At 68.8% G+C, this 18,178-nt stretch carries 18 protein-coding genes and 1 tRNA gene; 10 read left to right on the top strand and 9 right to left on the bottom strand.

Annotated features, from left to right (window positions below; genetic code table 11):
- Positions 1-25 precede the first annotated feature (25 nt).
- Positions 26-1,240 (bottom strand): PucR family transcriptional regulator, encoded by a 1,215-nt coding sequence (locus tag B0293_RS42275; RefSeq protein WP_005164946.1) that lies wholly within the window; start codon positions 1,238-1,240, stop codon positions 26-28.
- Between the two features lie 328 nt (positions 1,241-1,568).
- Here B0293_RS42275 and B0293_RS42270 point away from each other — a divergent pair, with 328 nt between their 5' ends.
- On the top strand, positions 1,569-2,306 hold the full coding sequence (locus tag B0293_RS42270; protein WP_005164948.1) for a mechanosensitive ion channel family protein: 738 nt from the start codon (positions 1,569-1,571) through the stop codon (positions 2,304-2,306).
- 212 nt (positions 2,307-2,518) lie between these two features.
- Entirely contained in the window at positions 2,519-3,157 is a 639-nt protein-coding gene (locus tag B0293_RS42265) for a nicotinamide mononucleotide transporter family protein (RefSeq protein ID WP_005164949.1), read from the top strand.
- Here the strand turns inward: B0293_RS42265 and B0293_RS42260 are convergent.
- Together B0293_RS42260 and aceE are read right to left on the bottom strand one after the other, a co-directional pair.
- On the bottom strand, positions 3,154-4,365 hold the full coding sequence (locus tag B0293_RS42260; protein WP_005164951.1) for an alpha-hydroxy acid oxidase: 1,212 nt from the start codon (positions 4,363-4,365) through the stop codon (positions 3,154-3,156). The two genes, B0293_RS42265 and B0293_RS42260, sit on opposite strands and share 4 nt — an antisense overlap.
- Positions 4,366-4,489: 124 nt before the next feature.
- Entirely contained in the window at positions 4,490-7,285 is a 2,796-nt protein-coding gene (gene aceE / locus B0293_RS42255; RefSeq protein ID WP_005164954.1) for a pyruvate dehydrogenase (acetyl-transferring), homodimeric type, read from the bottom strand.
- A 402-nt stretch (positions 7,286-7,687) separates the two neighbouring features.
- On the opposite strand from aceE, the gene B0293_RS42250 reads away from it, so the two are divergent.
- The 4 genes from B0293_RS42250 (at position 7,688) to B0293_RS43625 (ending at position 8,977) form a co-directional block, all read left to right on the top strand.
- Positions 7,688-8,116: a DUF3052 domain-containing protein gene (locus tag B0293_RS42250; RefSeq protein ID WP_005164955.1), complete on the top strand. Its 429-nt coding sequence runs from the start codon at positions 7,688-7,690 to the stop codon at positions 8,114-8,116.
- A 76-nt stretch (positions 8,117-8,192) separates the two neighbouring features.
- Entirely contained in the window at positions 8,193-8,654 is a 462-nt protein-coding gene (locus B0293_RS42245) for a peroxiredoxin (RefSeq protein WP_005164956.1), read from the top strand.
- 39 nt (positions 8,655-8,693) lie between these two features.
- Positions 8,694-8,765, top strand: a tRNA-Val gene (locus B0293_RS42240).
- Between the two features lie 47 nt (positions 8,766-8,812).
- Positions 8,813-8,977 (top strand): hypothetical protein, encoded by a 165-nt coding sequence (locus B0293_RS43625; protein WP_005164957.1) that lies wholly within the window; start codon positions 8,813-8,815, stop codon positions 8,975-8,977.
- Positions 8,978-9,644: 667 nt separating this feature from the next.
- Here B0293_RS43625 and B0293_RS42235 read toward each other — a convergent pair.
- Positions 9,645-10,148 (bottom strand): carboxymuconolactone decarboxylase family protein, encoded by a 504-nt coding sequence (locus B0293_RS42235; RefSeq protein ID WP_005164958.1) that lies wholly within the window; start codon positions 10,146-10,148, stop codon positions 9,645-9,647.
- A gap of 14 nt (positions 10,149-10,162) precedes the next feature.
- On the opposite strand from B0293_RS42235, the gene B0293_RS42230 reads away from it, so the two are divergent.
- A complete protein-coding gene (locus B0293_RS42230; protein WP_005164959.1) occupies positions 10,163-10,681 on the top strand; it encodes a MarR family winged helix-turn-helix transcriptional regulator in 519 nt (172 codons plus the stop codon).
- Here B0293_RS42230 and B0293_RS42225 read toward each other — a convergent pair.
- Genes B0293_RS42225 through B0293_RS42215 form a run of 3 tightly spaced genes read right to left on the bottom strand, consistent with a single transcriptional unit; the run spans position 10,678 to position 13,239 of the window.
- Complete coding sequence (locus tag B0293_RS42225) at positions 10,678-11,097, bottom strand: cupin domain-containing protein (protein ID WP_039919338.1); 420 nt, start codon at positions 11,095-11,097, stop codon at positions 10,678-10,680. The two genes, B0293_RS42230 and B0293_RS42225, sit on opposite strands and share 4 nt — an antisense overlap.
- Positions 11,098-11,125: 28 nt before the next feature.
- Positions 11,126-12,622, bottom strand: coding sequence for an AMP-binding protein (locus tag B0293_RS42220; protein ID WP_005164961.1), 1,497 nt, complete (start codon positions 12,620-12,622; stop codon positions 11,126-11,128).
- Complete coding sequence (locus B0293_RS42215) at positions 12,619-13,239, bottom strand: TetR/AcrR family transcriptional regulator (RefSeq protein WP_005164962.1); 621 nt, start codon at positions 13,237-13,239, stop codon at positions 12,619-12,621. Before B0293_RS42215 ends, B0293_RS42220 begins: the two co-directional genes overlap by 4 nt.
- A gap of 63 nt (positions 13,240-13,302) precedes the next feature.
- On the opposite strand from B0293_RS42215, the gene B0293_RS42210 reads away from it, so the two are divergent.
- On the top strand, positions 13,303-13,794 hold the full coding sequence (locus B0293_RS42210; protein ID WP_005164963.1) for a hypothetical protein: 492 nt from the start codon (positions 13,303-13,305) through the stop codon (positions 13,792-13,794).
- Here the strand turns inward: B0293_RS42210 and B0293_RS42205 are convergent.
- Positions 13,791-14,969: an aminotransferase class V-fold PLP-dependent enzyme gene (locus tag B0293_RS42205; RefSeq protein WP_005164964.1), complete on the bottom strand. Its 1,179-nt coding sequence runs from the start codon at positions 14,967-14,969 to the stop codon at positions 13,791-13,793. The two genes, B0293_RS42210 and B0293_RS42205, sit on opposite strands and share 4 nt — an antisense overlap.
- Before the next feature lie 46 nt (positions 14,970-15,015).
- Between B0293_RS42205 and B0293_RS42200 the strand changes: the two genes are divergently transcribed.
- Together B0293_RS42200 and B0293_RS42195 are read left to right on the top strand one after the other, a co-directional pair.
- Positions 15,016-15,645 (top strand): GntR family transcriptional regulator, encoded by a 630-nt coding sequence (locus B0293_RS42200; protein ID WP_005164965.1) that lies wholly within the window; start codon positions 15,016-15,018, stop codon positions 15,643-15,645.
- A gap of 4 nt (positions 15,646-15,649) precedes the next feature.
- Positions 15,650-16,411: a metallophosphoesterase gene (locus B0293_RS42195; RefSeq protein WP_005164966.1), complete on the top strand. Its 762-nt coding sequence runs from the start codon at positions 15,650-15,652 to the stop codon at positions 16,409-16,411.
- Here the strand turns inward: B0293_RS42195 and B0293_RS42190 are convergent.
- On the bottom strand, positions 16,408-18,030 hold the full coding sequence (locus B0293_RS42190) for a CocE/NonD family hydrolase (RefSeq protein ID WP_005164968.1): 1,623 nt from the start codon (positions 18,028-18,030) through the stop codon (positions 16,408-16,410). The genes B0293_RS42195 and B0293_RS42190 overlap by 4 nt on opposite strands.
- Positions 18,031-18,178: the final 148 nt, after the last annotated feature.

Here is an 18,178-nt window from a genome sequence, read left to right as displayed (position 1 = left end):
ACGACACTTACCACTCACGAGGCCGTCACCAGAGGCCGCGCGCCCGGGCCAGCCGCCCGACCGTCAGCGCCACCTTCAGCACCCAAGCGTCGCGCGATTCCGCGGCGTGGCGGCCGGTGAGTTCGGCGGCCTTCCGCAGCCGGTACCGGACGGTGTTCGGATGCACGAACAGCGTCCGCGCGCAGGTTTCCAGGACACCGCCGCTGTCGAGATAGGTCTCCACGGTCCGCAGCAGCGCCGGGCCCGCCTCCTCCAGCGGCCGGGCGATCTGCTCGACGAGCAGCCGTTCGGCCTCGGGGTCGCCGGACAGCGCGCGTTCCGGCAGCAGGTCGATCGATCTCGCGGGCCGCGGCGCGCCGGGCCAGCCGACGACGGCGCGCAGGCCGGAGAGCGCTTCGGTCGCGCTGTGGTGCGCCTCGGCGAGGGTCGGCACCGTCGGCCCGGCGACGACCGGGCCCTCGGCGAAGGCGACGGACAGCTTGGTGAGGATCTCGCGGTCCTTGACGCTGCCGTCCGTGGGTCCGGCGACGACCACGACCAGCCGCGATCCCTGCACCGAGAGCAGCACGGGGCGTCCGACGCGGGCGGCGCGGCTGCGCACCTCGAACACGACGGCGGGCGGGTCGTCGGACGTGGGTGTGCCGACCAGCGCGGTGGCGGGCGCGGCCGGATCCCAGCCGAGCGCGGCGGCACGGGAGAGCACCGCTTCCTCGGCGTCGCCACGGACGATGCCGTCGACGACGAGTGCCTCCAGTCGCGCGTCCCAGGCGCCGCGCGCCTCGGCGGCGGCCGCGTAGGAGTTGGCGGCGGCGAACGCGATCTCCCTGCCGTAGCGCAGGATCCCCTCGATCAGCGCGGCGCGTTCCGCCTCGTTCGCGGCGAACTCGGGCAGCTGCTCCTCGAACACCTCGATCGCCAGCCGCACCATGCCGACCGCCTGCCGCAGGCTCACCCAGCGGGAAAGTTCGGCGGGTGCCTCGCGGAACGCCTCGGTGGTGAGGGAGAGCGCCTCCTTCGCGTCGCGGAGCCAGTCGACGAAACCGGCGGCACCCGCCTGGGTGATCAACAGGACGCTCGCGCGCTGGTCGGCGGGAAGGCGGGCGAACCAGCTCAGCCGCTCTTCCATCACCGCGACGCTCGCGCTCGCGAGCCGGCCGGAGGCGTGCTCGAGCCGCCTGAGGGTCTTGGCGGACAGCCCGTGGTGCTTGGGCACACGCCGTCCGGAGGTCGCATCAGCCATGGTCAGCCGATCCTAGTCCGGCGGGCCAGGGTGCCGTCGTCCTGCGGCCCTGTGCGGCTTGAGTCCGAAGTGGACAGTCAAGCCGGTGAATTGTGAAAGGTATTTGCATAAAACTCGAGGCCGCCCGGCGCTCGCGTTTTTCGCTGCGCCGGACGGCCTCGTCTCCCCGGTCCCCACCGGTAGGACAAGTATGCGACTTGTGGATCTTTTCCCGCTAGCTCACTCACTCGATCGTGGGTCGCCGAGTTGCCGGTGCGGTGCCCGTGATCAACGATCCCTCGCAAGCCGCACCGGGTAGGTCGCGGATGCGCAGAGGAGGGAGTTCGCCGTGGGCGAGCAGCTGAAAGACGGTCTGGGGCAAGCATGGAACCTTGTCGCCACCTTCGTGCCGAAACTGGTCGGATTCCTGATCATCCTGCTCATCGGGTGGTTGATCGCGAAGGCCGTGTCAAAGGCATTGGGACTGGTTCTGTCGAAGATCGGTTTCGGCAAGCTCATCGAGAAGACCGGACTCACCGGAACGCTCAAACAAGCGAATGTCGACGCGGGCGGGATCCTCGTCAAACTCGTGTACTACTTCATTCTCCTGATCGCGCTCCAACTCGCGTTCGGCGTATTCGGTGAGAGCAATCCGGTCAGCGCCCTGCTCAACGACATCATCGCGTTCCTGCCGCGGATCCTGGTGGCGCTGGTACTGGTGATCGTCGCGGCCGCCGTCGCGAAGGTCGTCCGCGACCTGGTGACCGGAGCGCTTTCCACCCGGCCCGCCGGACGGCTGCTCGGCACCATCGCCTACTGGCTGATCATGGCGTTCGGCATCATCGCCGCGCTCGGTCAGGTGAACATCGCGACGGCGGTGACGGGGCCGGTCCTGATCACCGTGCTCGCCACCATCGGCGGCGTGATCGTCGTCGGCTTCGGCGGCGGCCTGATCAAGCCGGCACAGGACCGCTGGCAGGGCTGGCTGGCCAACCTGCAGGGCCAGTTGGAGTCCGGAAGCAGCAAGCAGGAGGTCCGTTCGGAGCCGCCGACTTCGCCCGTGGGCATCAGTCGCGTAGATTCCTGAGCATCCCGCGGGCCCGGTGATCGAGGAAGGCACCGGGCCCGCGTGGAGTCGAAGGGCCCATCGCCGCGGAGCACGCGGTGGAGGGCCCTTTTCTCGTCCCGTGAGAGTCCTTAGCGACTCTTGAGCCGTCTGGTTGTTCCACACCTCACACTCTCTAGGGAATGACGTCGGAACGGAGCATGTTGGAGCGGTAGACGGAGAGGGGTGCGGACGTGGACTTCCTGCTGCACAACGGTGTCACGGTGCTCGGACAGTGGATCTCCTTCGCCGAGCTGGCGGGGCAGATCTTCGCGCTCGCCGTGGTCTTCCTGGCGCAACGCCGCACGCTGTGGACCTGGCCGGTCCAGGTCGGCGCCACCGTGCTGTTGTTCTCCGTCTACATCTCCGCACACCTCGGCGGGCTCGCGACCAGGCAGGTCGCGATCCTCGCCATCTCGATCTACGGCTGGTGGGCGTGGTCCCGCCGCAGCGACCCGGTGTACGGCGTCGTCGTCCGCAAGGGTCGTCTCGGCGAGCGGCTGGCGATGCTCGGCGCGTTCGCGATCGGCACCACCGCGATGGCGCTGGTCCTCGACGCGCTGGACGCCTCGTGGGCGCCCTGGCCGGACGCCGCGATCTTCGTCGGCACGTTGGTCGCCTTCGCCGCGCAGGGCGCCGGCCTCGTCGAGTTCTGGCTGGTGTGGCTGGTCGTCGACGCGATCGGCGTCCCGCTGCAGCTCTCCTCGGGCCTGTACTTCTCCGCGGCGGTCTACATCGTGTTCGCCGGGCTGGTCGTCCACGGCTGGTGGAGCTGGAACCGCACCGCGAAGCAGGTGCGGACCGCTCCGTCCGAGGTTTCCGCCGCGGCCTAGCGCATGGTGGCGTGCGACGGCTTGAGGTCGGCGAGGGTGCGGACGCCCAGCAGCTGCATGGTCCGGGTCATCTCGGCGCGCAGGATGTCCACGCACCGCTGAACGCCCCGCTCGCCCCCGGCCATCAGGCCGTAGAGGAACGCGCGCCCGATGAGCACCGCGTCGGCTCCGCGCGCGATCGCGGCGATGATGTCGCCGCCGGAGAGGATGCCGGTGTCGACCCACACCTCCGCGTCGCCCTGGATCTCGTCGAGCACCGCGGGCAGCAGTTCGATCGGCGTCGGCGCGCGGTCGAGCTGGCGTCCGCCGTGGTTGGACAGCAGGACCGCGTCGGCGCCGTGCTTGACCACGTCACGCGCGTCGTCGACGTTCTGGATCCCCTTGACCACGAGCTTGCCCGGCCAGGTCTGGCGGACCCAGTCGAGGTCGTCGAAGTTCAGGGTCGGGTCGAAGAGCTGGTTGAGCAGTTCGGCGACGGTGCCGTCGAACTGGCTCAGCGACGCGAAGGTCAGCGGTTCGGTGGTCAGCAGGTTGAACCACCACGACGGGTGCATCGCGCCGTCGACGAAGGTCTTGAGGGTGAGCGCGGGCGGGATGGTCAGCCCGTTGCGGACGTCGCGCAGCCGCGCGCCCGCGACCGGGGTGTCCACCGTCAGCATGAGCGTGTCGAAGCCGGCGGCCCACGCGCGATTCATCAGATCTTCGCCCGCTTTGTGGTCGCGCCAGACGTAGAGCTGGAACCACTTGCGGGCCTCGGGCGCGGCCTCCGCGAGATCTTCGATCGACGTCGTCGCCATCGTCGACAGCCCCATCGGGATGCCGTTGCGCTGCGCGACGCGGGCCACCGCGGACTCGCCCTCGTGGTTCATCATGCGGGTGAACCCGGTCGGCGCGAACGCGAACGGCAGCGCCGAACGCTTGCCGAGGATCTCCTTGCTCGTGTCCACATCGGACACACCGCGCAGGACATTCGGGTGGAATTCCACGCTGCGGAAGGCCTGCCGGGCGCGGCGGAGGCTGTCCTCCAGTTCTGCGGCGCCGTCGGTGTAGTCGAACGCCGCCCGCGGCGTCCGCTTGCGGGCGAGCATCCGCAGGTCGGCGATCGTGTGCGCGGTCGCCAGCCGCCGCTCGGTCGGGTTGAGCACGATCGGCTTCGGCCGCAGGATCTGCTTCAGCTCACTCGGCTTCGGCAGTCGACGCTTGGTCACACTCGCTCACCCTTCCCGCTCATCCGGAAACATCCGATGTATCACCCTAGCTCGTCCTGCTCCGGATGTGACGAACGGTCCGTTCCTCGCGGAATCCACGAGGAACGGACCGTTCACGGCCTTGCTAGGCGCTGCCGGAGTCCGACAACTGCGGACCCGCGGCGGCGACGTCGTCGAGGCGGTACTTCCGCGCCGCCTCCGCCGCCTTCGCCCTGTCGACCTCGCCGCGCTTGGCCAGCGCGCTCAGCGTGCCGACCACGATCGACTGCGCGTCGACCAGGAACTTCCGCCGGGCGGCGGGGCGGGTGTCGGAGAACCCGAACCCGTCGGTGCCCAGCGTCAGCATGTCGTTCGGCACCCACGGGCGGATAAGGTCCGGCACGGCCCGCATCCAGTCCGAAACCGCGACGACCGGCCCGTTCGTGCCGGACAGCTTCTGCGTGATGTACGGCACACGCGGGGAGTCGCCCGGGTGGAGCAGGTTGTCGTGGTCGGCCTCGACGGCCTCGCGCCGCAGCTCGGTCCACGACGTCGCCGACCACACGGCCGCGCGTACGCCCCATTCCTCGGCGAGCATCTTCTGCGCCCGCAGCGCGTCCGGCATGGTGACGCCGGACACCAGGATCTGGGCCTCCGGACCGTCGCCCGACGGGGCGTCGGCGTACTTGTAGAGACCCTTGAGCAGGCCGTCGACGTCGAGGTTCTCCGGCTCGGCGGGCTGCTGGTAGGGCTCGTTGTAGATCGTCATGTAGTAGAAGATGTTTTCGCCGTTGCCGTCCGGCCCGGTCTCGCCGTACATCCGGCGAAGACCGTCCCGCACGATGTGGGCGATCTCGAACGACCACGCCGCGTCGTAGGCCACGACGGCCGGGTTGGTCGCCGCCAGCAGCAGCGAGTGCCCGTCCGCGTGCTGGAGGCCCTCACCGGTCAGCGTGGTGCGGCCGGCGGTGGCGCCGAGCACGAACCCGCGGGCCATCTGGTCCGCGGCGGCGTAGAGGCCGTCACCGGTCCGCTGGAACCCGAACATCGAGTAGAAGATGTAGATCGGGATCATCGGCTCGCCGTGGGTGGCGTACGAGGTGCCGACGGCGGTGAACGACGCGGTCGACCCCGCCTCGTTGATGCCCTCGTGCAGGATGACGCCCTTTTCGGACTCCTTGTAGGCCAGCATCAGGCTCGCGTCGACCGACGTGTACGTCTGGCCGTGCGGGTTGTAGATCTTGGCCGTCGGGAACATCGAGTCGAGGCCGAAGGTGCGCGCCTCGTCCGGGATGATCGGGACGATCCGCTTGCCGATCTCGGAGTCCTTCGCCAGCTCGCGGACGAGCCGGACGAACGCCATCGTGGTGGCGACCTCCTGCTTGCCCGAGCCCTTGCGGATGCCTTCGTAGACCTTGTCGCCCGGCAGCACGAGCGCCTTCGAGGCCTTCGGGCGGCGCTCCGGCAAGAAACCGCCCAGCGCCTTGCGGCGACCGAGCATGTACTCGATCTCCGCCGAGTCCTTGCCCGGGTGGTAGTACGGCGGCAGCTTCGGGTCGCGCTCGAGTTCCTCGTCGCTGATCGGGATGCGCTGGGCGTCCCGGAACAGCTTCAGGTCGTCGAGGGTGAGCTTCTTCATCTGGTGCGTGGCGTTGCGGCCCTCGAAGGACGGCCCGAGGCCGTAGCCCTTGATGGTGTGGGCCAGGATCACCGTCGGCTGGCCGTGGTGCTCCAGCGACGACTTGTAGGCCGCGTAGACCTTGCGGTAGTCGTGCCCGCCGCGCTTGAGGTTCCAGACGTCGGCGTCGGTGAGGTCCTTGACCAGTTCCTTGGTCCGCGGGTCGCGGCCGAAGAAGTGCTCGCGGACGAAGGCGCCGTCGTTGGCCTTGTACGTCTGGAAGTCGCCGTCCGGCGTGGTGTTCATCAGGTTGACCAGGGCGCCGTCACGGTCGGCGTGCAGCAGCGAGTCCCACTCGCGGCCCCAGATGACCTTGATGACGTTCCAGCCCGCGCCGCGGAAGTACGACTCCAGCTCCTGGATGATCTTGCCGTTGCCGCGCACCGGGCCGTCGAGCCGCTGCAGGTTGCAGTTGATCACGAAGGTCAGGTTGTCGAGGCCCTCGCCCGCGGCCACGTGGATGAGGCCGCGCGATTCCGGCTCGTCCATCTCGCCGTCGCCGAGGAACGCCCAGACGTGCTGGTCGCTGGTGTCCTTGATGCCGCGGTCGCGCAGGTAGCGGTTGAACCGGGCCTGGTAGATCGCGTTCATCGGGCCCAGGCCCATGGACACGGTCGGGTTCTCCCAGAACTCCGGCATCAGCCGCGGGTGCGGGTACGACGGCAGGCCGCCGCCCTCGCCCGCGTGCGAGAACTCCTGGCGGAACCCGTCCAGCTGGTTCTCGGTCAGCCTGCCTTCGAGGAAGGCGCGGGCGTAGATGCCGGGGGAGGCGTGACCCTGGATGAAGATCTGGTCGCCGCCGCCGGAGTGGTCCTTGCCGCGGAAGAAGTGGTTGAAGCCCACTTCGTACAGCGCCGCGGACGAGCCGTAGGTCGAGATGTGCCCGCCGACGCCGACGCCGGGACGCTGCGCGCGGTGCACCATGATCGCGGCGTTCCACCGGATGTAGGCGCGATAGCGGCGCTCGATCTCCTCGTCACCGGGGAACCAGGGTTCGTTCTCGGTGGGGATGGTGTTCACGTAGTCCGTCGACGTCAGCGCCGGGACGCCGACGTGGCGTTCCCTGGCCCGCTCGAGGATGCGCAGCATCAGGTACCTGGCGCGCTGCTGACCACCCCTGGCCAGCGCCTCGTCGAAGGAGTCCAGCCATTCGGCGGTTTCCTCCGGGTCGATGTCGGGCAGGTGCGCCGCCAGTCCGTCACGGATGACGCGGACGCGTGCCGGGGTCTCCTTGCCGGAGGCGCCGTCGTTCTGCGGGGCCAAGGGGTCTCCTTGCGAAAGGTGGTAGCTGGTTGTGCTCGTACTCGGGCGTGTTCGCCGTCCATCGTCGTCCTCCGGTTCCGTTCGCGTCACCGCTACTGATCGGTAACGTCCACGGACCCGATTGCGACACACCTCGCACGCGCCTGTACTCGCGCGCGCGTTTTCTCTCTCACCCTAAAGCAGGGCGTTCGGGGGTGCCCAAGCGCGCCCGAATTGACCCCTCGAGAGTGGGCTGAATGTCCGTACGCCGCGACACGAGTTGTTCAAGATCCGGTGTGGACGGTTGCGCGGATCGCTTCACCAGTGTTCGCTAACGGGCATCGTGTACCCGAGTGTGGTGCCCGCCCGGTCGAATCCGGCCGAGCGACACCACGCTCCGTCGTAGTTGGAGGAGTGACAGCAGTGGTCGCCGCGGGAGACGCTGATCAGAGCAGCGTCGCCGAAAGGCTCGGGATCAAGCCGGACATGGTGGTCCAGGAGATCGGCTGGGACGAGGACGTCGACGACGACCTTCGTGCGGCGATCGAGGAACAGATCGGCGGCGACATCCTCGACGAGGACGCCGACGAGGTCATCGACGTGGTGCTGCTGTGGTGGCGCGAGGACGACGGTGATCTCGGGGACACGCTGATCGAGGTCCGGACCCCCTTGAACGAGAACGGCGTGATCTGGGTGCTGACCCCGAAGACGGGGCAGCCAGGGCACGTCGAGCCGAGCGAGATCGCCGAAGCGGTGCCGCAGGTCGGGCTCGCCCAGACGGCGAACATCAGCGCCGGTCCCAAGTGGGCGGGCACGAGGCTGGTGTCGCCGAAGTCGAAGACCAAGCGGTGACCCGGGGAGCCGCGCGATCGACACGATAGGGTTGTCCTCGCAGGCCCCTGTTCGCTCTTGAGAGGAAACCGCCGGTATGGCCGTCGAGGTCGGAACGCAAGCCCCGGACTTCACGCTCAACGACTACAACAAGCAGGCCGTGAAGCTGTCGTCCTTCCAGGGCGAGAAGCCGGTCTTGCTGGTGTTCTACCCGTTCGCGTTCAGCGGCATCTGCACCGGCGAGCTGTGCCAGCTCCGGGACGAGTTCGCGGACTACGACGGCAACGGCGTCCAGGTCATCGGTGTGTCGGTGGACACCCCGTTCTCGCTCAAGGCGTGGGCCGAGCAGGAGGGCTACCAGTTCCCGCTGCTTTCGGACTTCTGGCCGCACGGTGAGGTCGCGAAGGCCTACGGTGTCTTCAACGAGACGGCCGGCCTGGCCACGCGCGGCACCTTCCTGATCGACAAGGACGGCGTCGTGCGGTTCGCCGAGATCAACCAGCCCGGCGAGGCTCGCGACCAGCAGGCGTGGAAGAAGGCCGTGGCCTCCCTGGCCTGAGTCTTCACCGGTGGCACCCGTGCGCGGGTGCCACCTCCCGGGCGCATAGCTCAGCGGGAGAGCACTCGGTTTACACCCGAGCGGTCGTAGGTTCGATCCCTACTGCGCCCACCGAAAACCCGGCGACAACCCGCCCGCGCGGGGCTACCTTCGGCCGCATGCACGACCTGACCTGGCGGCCGCTCACCCGCGAAGACGCCCAGACGTCCGCGGATCTCCTCAACGCCATGGAGACCGTCGACGGGATCGGCGAGAACTACACGGCGGAAGACACCCTCCAGGAGCTGATCGATCCGTACGCGGATCTGCAGCTAGTCGACTGAATGCGCCGTTACCGCGTCGGTCGGGTTCGCGTGAGTGGGTCCGGACGGCACGTGTGATCAGACGGACGACACGCGTGACTGGGTGGACGACACGGGCACGGAGCCGGGTTCCGCCGCGAGTGTCGTCCGCCTGATCACACGTGTCGTCCCTCCGGTCACGCGAAACCGCCCGATCGTAGGTGCCTGAGACATGATTGGACCTGACGCCAAACGCAAGTGGTCGGCCAAATGCGCCCTAAGACACGTGAAGGCCCCCTTCACTGCGCTAGACGCAGTGAAGGGGGCCTTCACGTACCCCCACTCCGGTGGAACGTCTGGGTTTTGGCGGTCTGGTCTGCCCCCTCGGCAGGCCAGACCGCCGGTGCGCCGCGCCGCGGGTGGCGAACTTTCGGCTGCACAAGAGAAGAGGCGGCAGGGACTGCCCAGATACATCAAGATCGGCGGCCATTGGAGTGATACCGGGCCGCGAGGGGACGATCACGTAAAGCGACCGGGATAAGGCGACTAGGCCGTGTCCTGCAAGTCATGTTCGCGGTCTTCGCGCCCAGGCGGTCCCTGACGGCACGGGCGGCTCAGCCGAGTACAACCCGGTACGAGGCAGACCCGCCCGCACCGCCAGGAACCACCTGGATCACGAAGCCCATCGAACAGACTTACAGGACACGGCCTAGGCGCGGATGAGCCGGTTCGCCAAGGTCGACATCGTGTAGGCGCCGATGCCCATGACGACTTCGAGGGCGTTCCGCTCGGTGAATCCGTGCCCGAAGAAGGTCCGCAGCGTCTCGTCGTCCACGCCGCCGGCGGTTTCGAGCACCGCCAGCGTGAACTGCCGGACGGCTTCCAGCCGCTCGTCGGGAACGGGCTCCTGCGTCCGAAGCGCCGCGATGACGTCGTCGTCCGCGTGGTGGCCCTTCAGTCTGCCGGTGTGGATCTCGACGCACACCTCGCAGCCGTTTCGGGTCGCGACGGTCATCACGACCGTCTCCCGCGCGAGCGGGTCGAGCGTGGTCTTTTCGAAGCTCGCGCTGAGCCTCAGGAACCCGTCGAGCAGTTCCGGTGACGACGCCTGCCGGGCGACAGCGGTGGGGAGATGCCCGAACTTCCGGATGGTCGCCTCCATCAAGCGACGGGAGGCTTCGGGCGCGGTCTCGAGGGTGTGATCGGTGAACAAGGCAGCCCCTTAAGATGGTCAACGTGGTTGACGAAAAGGTAAACCAGGTTGTCGATTCTGGCAAGCGTGATTCCGACCCGCCCGGGTTCGAGCTGCCGCTGCTGCTGTTCGCGGGCTTCCGCTCGATCATCGACCGGCTGCACGCCGAGCTGGCCGAGCAAGGGCACCCCGACGTCCGTCCGGCGTACGGGTTCGCCCTGCAGGCGATCGGCCTCGGCGGCGCGACGGCGAGCGAGATCGGGCGGCGGCTCGGGGTCAGCAAGCAGGCGGCGGGCAAGACCGTCGACAAGCTGGCGCAGCTCGGTTACGTCGAGCGCGCCGACGACCCGGCCGACGCGCGGCGCAAGGTCGTCCGGCTCACGGGCCGTGGGATCGACTCACTCCGCCGGTCCGCGGCGATCTTCGAGGAACTGCGCGAGGACTGGGTCGGCGCGCTGGGCGCGGACCGGGTCCGCGCGCTCGAAACGGACCTCCGCACGATGGCGCCCGCGGACGGTTTCCGGCTCGACGTCGCCGGCTGGTTCGGTGCCTAGAACGGACAACCCGGGTTCGGCGCGTCCTGCGAGAGCGGCTTTCCGTGCGGCAGCACGTAGAGCACCTCCAGCACCACCGGTGTCGCCCCGAGGTTCCGTCCGATGTGGACGGTGTCGCTCGGCTCGGTGAAGACGGCGCCCTTCCGGTACAGGCCGTCGAGCCCGCAGTCGGCCGAGTTGTGCGTCAGCGTGCCGTTCTTGACGTACGCGTACAGCTTCCCGTCGTGGTAGTGCCAGCCGGTGTAGCCGCCGGGCTGGATGACGACCTCGCGCAGCACGTAGTCGGTGTCCCCGACGGTCTTCTGCTTGAAGATCGTCCCGGTCACCCCGGATCCGGGAGTCGCCTCGGCCGTCGCGGGGACGGCGAGCGCGAGAACGAGCGTGGCGAGCAGCGTGGTCACAGACCGCAGGCGCATGAGGAAAACGGTACCGCGATCGGCAAGATCACGGCGCCCGAAGCGTCCGCCGCAGCATCTTCCCGCTCTCCGTCCGCGGCAGCCGCTCACGGAAGTCGAAGCGCCGCGGGGTCTTGAACCCGGCGAGCTCCGCCCGGCAATGCTCTTCGAGGCGTTTCGCCAGTTCGGAGTCCCCGGCGACGCCCTCGACCGGTTGCACGACGGCGACGACCCGTTGTCCCCATTCGGGATCCGGCTCCCCGATCACCGCGACGTCGGCGACGTCGCGGTGGCTCAGCAGCCGCGCCTCGATCTCGGCCGGGTAGATGTTCACCCCGCCGGAAAGGATGAGATCCGTCCGCCGGTCGCACAGGAACACCCGGCCGTCGGCGTCGAGGTAGCCCACGTCCCCCACGGTGACGAACTCCCCGGAGCGCGCGGCCGCCGTCTTGGCCGGGTCGTCGTGGTAGTCGAATTTCGTGTGCGCGGAACTGAAGTAGAGCGTCCCGGTCTCGCCTGCCCGAAGTTCGCGGCCGTCGTCGTCGAGGACCTTGACCCGCACGCCGTCCAACGGCTCGCCGACGGTGCCCGGCTCGGCGAGCCAGTCGCGCGCGTGCACCGCCGTGATCAGGCCTTCGGACGCGCCGTAGTACTCGTGGACCACCGGCCCGAGCCAGGCGAGCATCCGCTCCTTGACCTCCCGGGGGCACGGCGCGGCGCCGTGGATCACCGAGACCAGGCTCGACAGATCGTGGCGCGCGCGGACGTCCTCGGACAGCCGCAGCATGCGGTGGAACATCGTCGGCACCAGATGCGTGCTCGTCACGCGGTGCTTTTCCGTGAGCCGCAACGTTTCCCCGGCGTCGAACCGGTCCATCAGCACGAGTGTGTGCCCGAGATGCAGGATCGCGGTCGAGAACATGCCGGGCGCCGCGTGGTAGAGCGGGCAGGCGACGAGGTGCACGCCCCGCCCCGCCACGACGTCCAGGCGTTCGAGGACGTTCGCGTGGATAGGGTGCAGCGCGGGTGGACGCCCGGACAGCGCGCGCCGGACGCCTTTGGGGCGTCCTGTGGTCCCGGAGGTGTAGAGCATCGTCTGACCCGCGGTCCGGTGCTCCGGCGTGGTGGTGGGCAAGTCCGCGCCCCAGGACGCGTAGTCGCCCCAGCCCGGCGTCCCGCCGCGCGAAAACCGGTGCAGGCTTTTCAGCTCCACCGTGCACGTGGCCGCGATGTCCGCGTCCGCGACGGCCACCTCGGCGCCGCTGTTGGCCGCGATGTAGGCGATCTCGGCAGGCGAGGATCGGTGGTTGACCGGAGTGAAGTACATCCCCGCCTGCAGGGTCGCCAGCAACAGCTCGTAATAGGTGAGTCCATTGTGGATGATCGCGACGACGCCGTCACCTTCGCCGAGGCCGAGCGCTCGCAGGGCGTGGGTCAGCTGGTTCGCGCGCGCCGACAGTTCGCCGAAAGTGGTCTCCCGCCCGTCGACGTCGATCACCGCGACCCGGCCGGGGTCCTGGGCCGCGACTTCGTAGAACGTACTCATTTCCTCACCGATTCGGGGCGTCGCAGGGTTTCCAGATGCCGCCGGAGGACCGTTCGCATCAGCTCCGGCGAGGTCCGTCCCGTCGACAGCGCGAGCCCGTCCAGCAGCGCGGACAGCCGTTCGGTCTCGACGGCCAGGTCGAGGTCGTCGAGCAGGCCGCCCGCTTCGTTCGCGCTGTCGAGCACCCGCCGGACGAGCGCCCGGACCCCCTCGTACATGCGGGCGGCCTCCTCGGCGAGGTCCGGGCGGTTCTTCGCGGCGGCCGAGAACGCCAGCCAGACGTCGGTTTCGGCCCTGGTCTGCTCGGTGAGCGGAAGCAGTTCGCTGAGCAGCGCTTCGGTGATTTCCTGCCGTCGCGAGCGCGGGGTCGCGGGATCGAGCAGGTCGGGGAGGTGTCCGAGCAATCTCGCTTCGAGCCGGTCGCCGAGCGCGCGCATGGCGAACACGATCAGCTCGTCGTGGCCGCGGAAGTAGTGCCGTACCGACCCGATCGCGAGACCGGCCTCTTCGGCCACGCTCCTGAGCGACGCCTGCGTCAGACCGTCTCGCTGGATCACGCGGAAGACGGCCTCGGCTATCTCCAGCCGCCGGGCCTCGGGGTCGACGATCTTGGGCATGTTGTCTTTATAGCACGACCTTGCTATTTTATTTGGCACAGTCATGCTACAAAGGGGGAGTTCATGAAGACCTGGTTGGTGATAGCCCTGGTGGTCGCCGCGGTGATCGCGATCGTCGTGCGCAGGCTGCGCGGGGAACCGCTGGTCGCCCGCGAGGTGTTCGGGGCACCGGTGATCCTGCTCGCGATCGGGGTCTACGGCCTGGTCAAGCTGGAGATCTTCACTTTCGCGGACGGTCTCTGGCTCGTCGTGGGCTCCGTGGTCGGCTGCGGCCTCGGCGCGGTGCGCGCCACCACGACCAAGCTGTTCGAGCGCGACGGCGTGCTCTGGCTGCGCTACACCGGCTGGACGTTCGGTGTCTGGGTGCTGTCCCTGCTGGTGAACTTCGGGATCGGGTTCCTGGCCACCTCGGCCGGGGCGCATCCCGACGCGCGGCCGGTGACGTTGTCGATCGGGATCAGCCTGCTGGGGGAGGCCCTGGTGATCGGCAAACGCGCGAAGACGACGGGGCTGCCGTTCGCCCCGCCGTCCGAGTCGCTGCTTTCCCGTCGTTAAGCCAGTTTCCCGACCTCGCCGACGAGGAGCGCGATGTCGTCTTCGGTGTTGAAGTAGTGCACCGAGGAGCGGACCATCGGGGGCAGTCCACGCTCGGCGAAGTCGAACTGGGCGGACGTCGCTTCCGTGACGCTGACGTTGATCTTCGCCGACGCCAGGTACTGCTTCACTTCCGGTGAGGGCGTTTTCGCCACGCTGAACGTGACGATCCCGCACTGCCGCGTGCCCTGGTCGTGCACCTGGACGCCGGGGATCTCGCGGAGCGCGTCGCGCAGTTTCGCCGCGAGCGCGGCGACACGGGCCTCGATGGCGGGCATGCCCCATTCGAGGGCGTAGTCGATCGCCGCGCCGAGGCCGTGCACGGCGGCGTGATCGCGTTCCCAGACCTCGAACATCTTCGCCGTCGAATCGACTTCGTAGGTCTCGGGCGCGGTCCACACCGCCGAGTGGAGGTCGAGCATCGCGGGCTCGACGCGCTCACGCAGGCGCGGGTGCGCGTAAAGGAAGCCGGTGCCGCGCGGCCCGCGCAGGTACTTGCGGCCGGTGACGCTGAGCGCGTCGCAGTTCAGGCGCGCGACGTCGAGGTCGATCTGGCCGGCGCTCTGGCACGCGTCCAGCAGGAACGGGATCCCGGCCTCCCGTGCGACGGCGCCGATCTCCTCGGCGGGGTTCACCAGTCCGCCCTGGGTCGGCACGTGGGAGACGGCGATCAGCTTGACGTCGCCGTCGACGCGGCGCTTGAGGTCTTCGACGTCCAGCTGCCCGGACTCGTCGTTGTCGACCACCTCGACGATGGCGCCGGTGCGCTTCGCGATCTGGAGGAAGGAGATGACGTTGCTCGCGTACTCGGACTTCGCCGTCAGGATCCGGTCACCGGCGGCGAACGGAAGCGCGTAGAAGACCGCCTGCCAGGACCTGGTCGCGTTGTCGGTCAGCGCGATGTCGTCGGGCTCGGCGCCGACGAGTCGCGCGGCCGAGGCGTAGACGCCGTTCATCCGCTCCGCGGTCGCCGCGGCCTGCTCGTATCCGCCGATCAGGGCTTCCTCGCGGAGGTAGTCCACGACGGTGTCGGTCACTCGCGAGGGTGGCAGCGATGATCCGGCGTTGTTGAGGTGGACCACTTCCGCGCAGCCCGGCGTCTCGACGCGAGCGCGGTTTACATCGAAGTCCGTCATGCCTAACTGAATACAGTACGGCCGAAGTGCATGCAATACTGTCCGCATGACGAGGAACCTGCTCCGGCGTGACCTCGCGGAGGAGATCACCGCCCGCGTGCTCGACGGCCGCATCGCCGCGGACAGCCGGATCAACGAGGTGCACCTCGCCCGCGAACTGGGCGTCAGCCGGACACCGTTGCGCGAGGCGCTGATCGGGCTGGCCGATCGCGGCCTGCTCGTCTCGGCGCCGAACCGGGGTTTCCTCGTGCCGCCGTTCGACCCCGAAGAGGCCCGGCGGCTGTATCCGCTCGTCGCGGAGCTGGAATCGCTCGCGTTGCGCTGGAGTTCGCCGCAGGATCTCGTCGGCCTCACCGGCGGCCTCGACCGGATCGCCGCCGAGATGGCCGCGGAACTCGACCGGCAGGGCGATCTGTCCACTTTGGATGACCGCTGGCACGCGCTGCTGGTCTCGCGCTGCACGAATCCGCATCTGCTGCGCCTGATCGAGCAGACGAAACCGCTGCTGAAGCGCTACGACGCCCGGTATTTCGGTGGCATCGAACGCTCTCGCGAGAGTATCGATGAACACCTCCGGATCGCCGAGGCGATCCGTGTCCCCGACCTCGCGACGGCAGCGGAGCTGCTCGTGCGGAACTGGGTGAAAACGTTGGCATATCTGGACGACATGGGGTGAAACGATGTTCGTGACGGCACATCTGAGCGACAACCATCTCGACGGCGGCGACCGCGCCGACGAACGCACCGAACGGGTCATGCGGTACCTGGAGGGCCTGGTGACGCCGGTCGACGCGATCCTGGTGACCGGCGACATCGCCGACCACGGCACACTCGAGGAGTACCGGCGCGCGGCCGAACTGTTCAAGACCGACACGCCGCTCTTCACCTGCCCCGGCAACCACGACAAACGCGGCCCGTTCCGGGAAGGGCTGCTCGGCCAGGTTCCGGACGACGCACCGGTCAACGCGGCTCACACGGTCGGCGACGTCACGTTCGTCATGGCCGACTCCAGCATCCCCGGCAAACCGGACGGGCGGTTCGACGACGAAACCCTGGCGTGGCTGGACGGTGTTCTCGCCGACGGCGAAGGCCCCGCCTTCATCGCCTTCCACCACCCGCCGGTCCCGCTCGGCCTGCCGTTGGTGGACGCGATGCGCCAGTACGGGGAGGACAAACTGGCCGAGGTGCTCGCCCGGCATCCGCGAGTGGTGGCCCTGCTCTGCGGGCACGTGCACGCCGCGGCGTCGACGACGTTCGCCGGTGTGCCGCTGCGGTCGGCGCCCTCGGTCGGGTCGAGCATCCTGCTCCCGTGGGAGGAGAACGGTCTCCGGCCGTGGGGAGAAGGCGGGCCGATCGACTACGACCTGCCGCCGTCGCTGCTGTTCCACGTGCTGCACGACGACGGCAGGCTGACCACCCACCAGCGGGTGGTGCCGAACTAAGCCGAGAACACCGGCAGCGTGATCCGGGACGGGTGCGCGGGGTCGTGGAAGATCTCGAACCGCGCGGGTTTCCCGTCCACCGCGCTGTGCACCGGTTCGCCGGTGCCGTGGTTGCGGGCGAAGCGCGGGAACGCGCCGCCCGCGACCTGCAGCCGCAGGCGGTGTCCGCGACGGAACCGGTAGGCGGTCGGGTCGAGCCGGACCTCGGCCGCGACCACACCGTCCACATCGGACGCGGGGACACCGGGGCGCAGGCGGAGGACGCCGTCGGTGACGTTGCGGGAGACTCCGCGCCCGTCGACGTCGCACAGCCGGACGAAGACGTCGCCGTGCCCGAGGTCGGTCCGGACGTGCACCAGCGCGGAGATCTCGCCGATGACGTCGAGGTCGCGTTTCAGCACGTCACCGGTGAAGAGCAGGACGTCCGAGCGCGCTTCGACGTCCTTGTTGTCCTGTTGTTTCTGCACACCCGACAGCAGAGGGCCGCCGACGGTCGGCGTCGGATCCGCCGGGTCGAAGGTGAAGGCACCCGGCTTCGACTCGATGGGTTCGTCGGCGGAAAGCCCGCCGGGACGCAGGAAGTACGGGGTGGCGTCGGACTTCGGCGGCCAGCTTTCGAAGTCCAGCCAGCGCCCCGAACCTTGGAGGTAGAGGCGTACGGGTGCCTGCCTCAGCGGCGCGCGATCGCCGAGGAGGTGCGCGGAAAGAAAGCCGATCTGGTCGGTGATCAGCGTCTTCAGGCTGGCGGGTTCGCCGTGGGCCCACGGGCCGATGGTGATCCGCGGCTCGCGGCCGGCGGCGGCGAGTTCCTTGAAGTCGCGCAGCTGGGCGGTGATGAACAGGTCGTACCAGCCGGTCACCATGCTCACCGGCGTGCTCAGCCCGGCGACCTCGGCGCTGTGGTCCGACGGCGCCCAGAAGTCGTCGCCCGGTTCGGCGTGTCCGGAGACGTCCTGCAGGAAGCGCACCTGTTTGCCGATGGCCGCGACGTCGGCGCCGGAAACCGGCAGATGGGACATGGCCTGGCGGGTCTTCTTCGTCTGCCAGGGGTTCGGCAGACCGGCGAACCGGCCCTCCTGACGGCCGATCAGCGACGACCACGACACCATGTTGTCGACCGCGAGGATCCCGCCGGGGTAGAAGGTGGAGACGAACTCCGACGCGGTGACGCCGAGGCAGATCGCTTCGAGCGGCTCGTCGAGGTACGGCGCGACGGCCCATTGCGTGTGGCCGAGGTAGCTCGCGCCCGCCATCGCGACCCGGCCGTCGCACCACGGCTGTTCGCGCAACCAGGCGACGGTGGCGATACCGTCCTCCTTCTCCAGATGGAACGGCCGGAACTCGCCGCCGGAGCCGAAGGTCCCGCGAGTGCTCTGGAGGAAGACCTGCAATCCGTGCCGGGCGAACGTCTCGCCGAAGATCTTGCCCATCACGCCTTTGCGGCCGTACGGCGTGCGGATCAGCACCACCGGCCGCGGCTCGCCGCCCGGGACGGCGTAGCGATCCGCCAGCAGCCGGACGCCGTCGGGCATCGGGACGGGGATCGCCTTGGTCACCGAGGGAGCGGGGCCTTCGGCCGGGGGAAGGCCGAGGTATCGGTCGAGAAGTCGGTCGAGCACGCCTGGGCCACCTTTCGTGCGGATGATCACCTTCCGCTTACGACCGTACTCGCGTCGCCCCGCACCCGCCCGAAATGAAAGCGTCCTTCATTGCGAATTCCGCAATGAAGGACGCTTTCGTGGCGCGGGGCAGACCGCCCGGTACTGC

The organism is Amycolatopsis azurea DSM 43854, assembly GCF_001995215.1.
GTDB lineage: Bacteria > Actinomycetota > Actinomycetes > Mycobacteriales > Pseudonocardiaceae > Amycolatopsis > Amycolatopsis azurea.
Note: the sequence above shows the minus strand (reverse complement) of the source record. Positions and strands in the feature narration are given on the sequence as shown.

Excerpts from the sequence above, each read along its gene's own strand:
- B0293_RS42230 (WP_005164959.1), top strand. The coding sequence starts at position 10,163 with ATGGTCAACGTGGTTGACGAAAAGGTAAACCAGGTTGTCGATTCTGGC.
- B0293_RS42210 (WP_005164963.1), top strand. The coding sequence starts at position 13,303 with ATGAAGACCTGGTTGGTGATAGCCCTGGTGGTCGCCGCGGTGATCGCG.
- B0293_RS42205 (WP_005164964.1), bottom strand. The coding sequence starts at position 14,969 with ATGACGGACTTCGATGTAAACCGCGCTCGCGTCGAGACGCCGGGCTGC.
- B0293_RS42195 (WP_005164966.1), top strand. The coding sequence starts at position 15,650 with ATGTTCGTGACGGCACATCTGAGCGACAACCATCTCGACGGCGGCGAC.
- B0293_RS43625 (WP_005164957.1), top strand. The coding sequence starts at position 8,813 with ATGCACGACCTGACCTGGCGGCCGCTCACCCGCGAAGACGCCCAGACG.
- B0293_RS42220 (WP_005164961.1), bottom strand. The coding sequence starts at position 12,622 with ATGAGTACGTTCTACGAAGTCGCGGCCCAGGACCCCGGCCGGGTCGCG.
- B0293_RS42200 (WP_005164965.1), top strand. The coding sequence starts at position 15,016 with ATGACGAGGAACCTGCTCCGGCGTGACCTCGCGGAGGAGATCACCGCC.
- B0293_RS42215 (WP_005164962.1), bottom strand. The coding sequence starts at position 13,239 with ATGCCCAAGATCGTCGACCCCGAGGCCCGGCGGCTGGAGATAGCCGAG.
- B0293_RS42245 (WP_005164956.1), top strand. The coding sequence starts at position 8,193 with ATGGCCGTCGAGGTCGGAACGCAAGCCCCGGACTTCACGCTCAACGAC.
- B0293_RS42225 (WP_039919338.1), bottom strand. The coding sequence starts at position 11,097 with ATGCGCCTGCGGTCTGTGACCACGCTGCTCGCCACGCTCGTTCTCGCG.
- B0293_RS42275 (WP_005164946.1), bottom strand. The coding sequence starts at position 1,240 with ATGGCTGATGCGACCTCCGGACGGCGTGTGCCCAAGCACCACGGGCTG.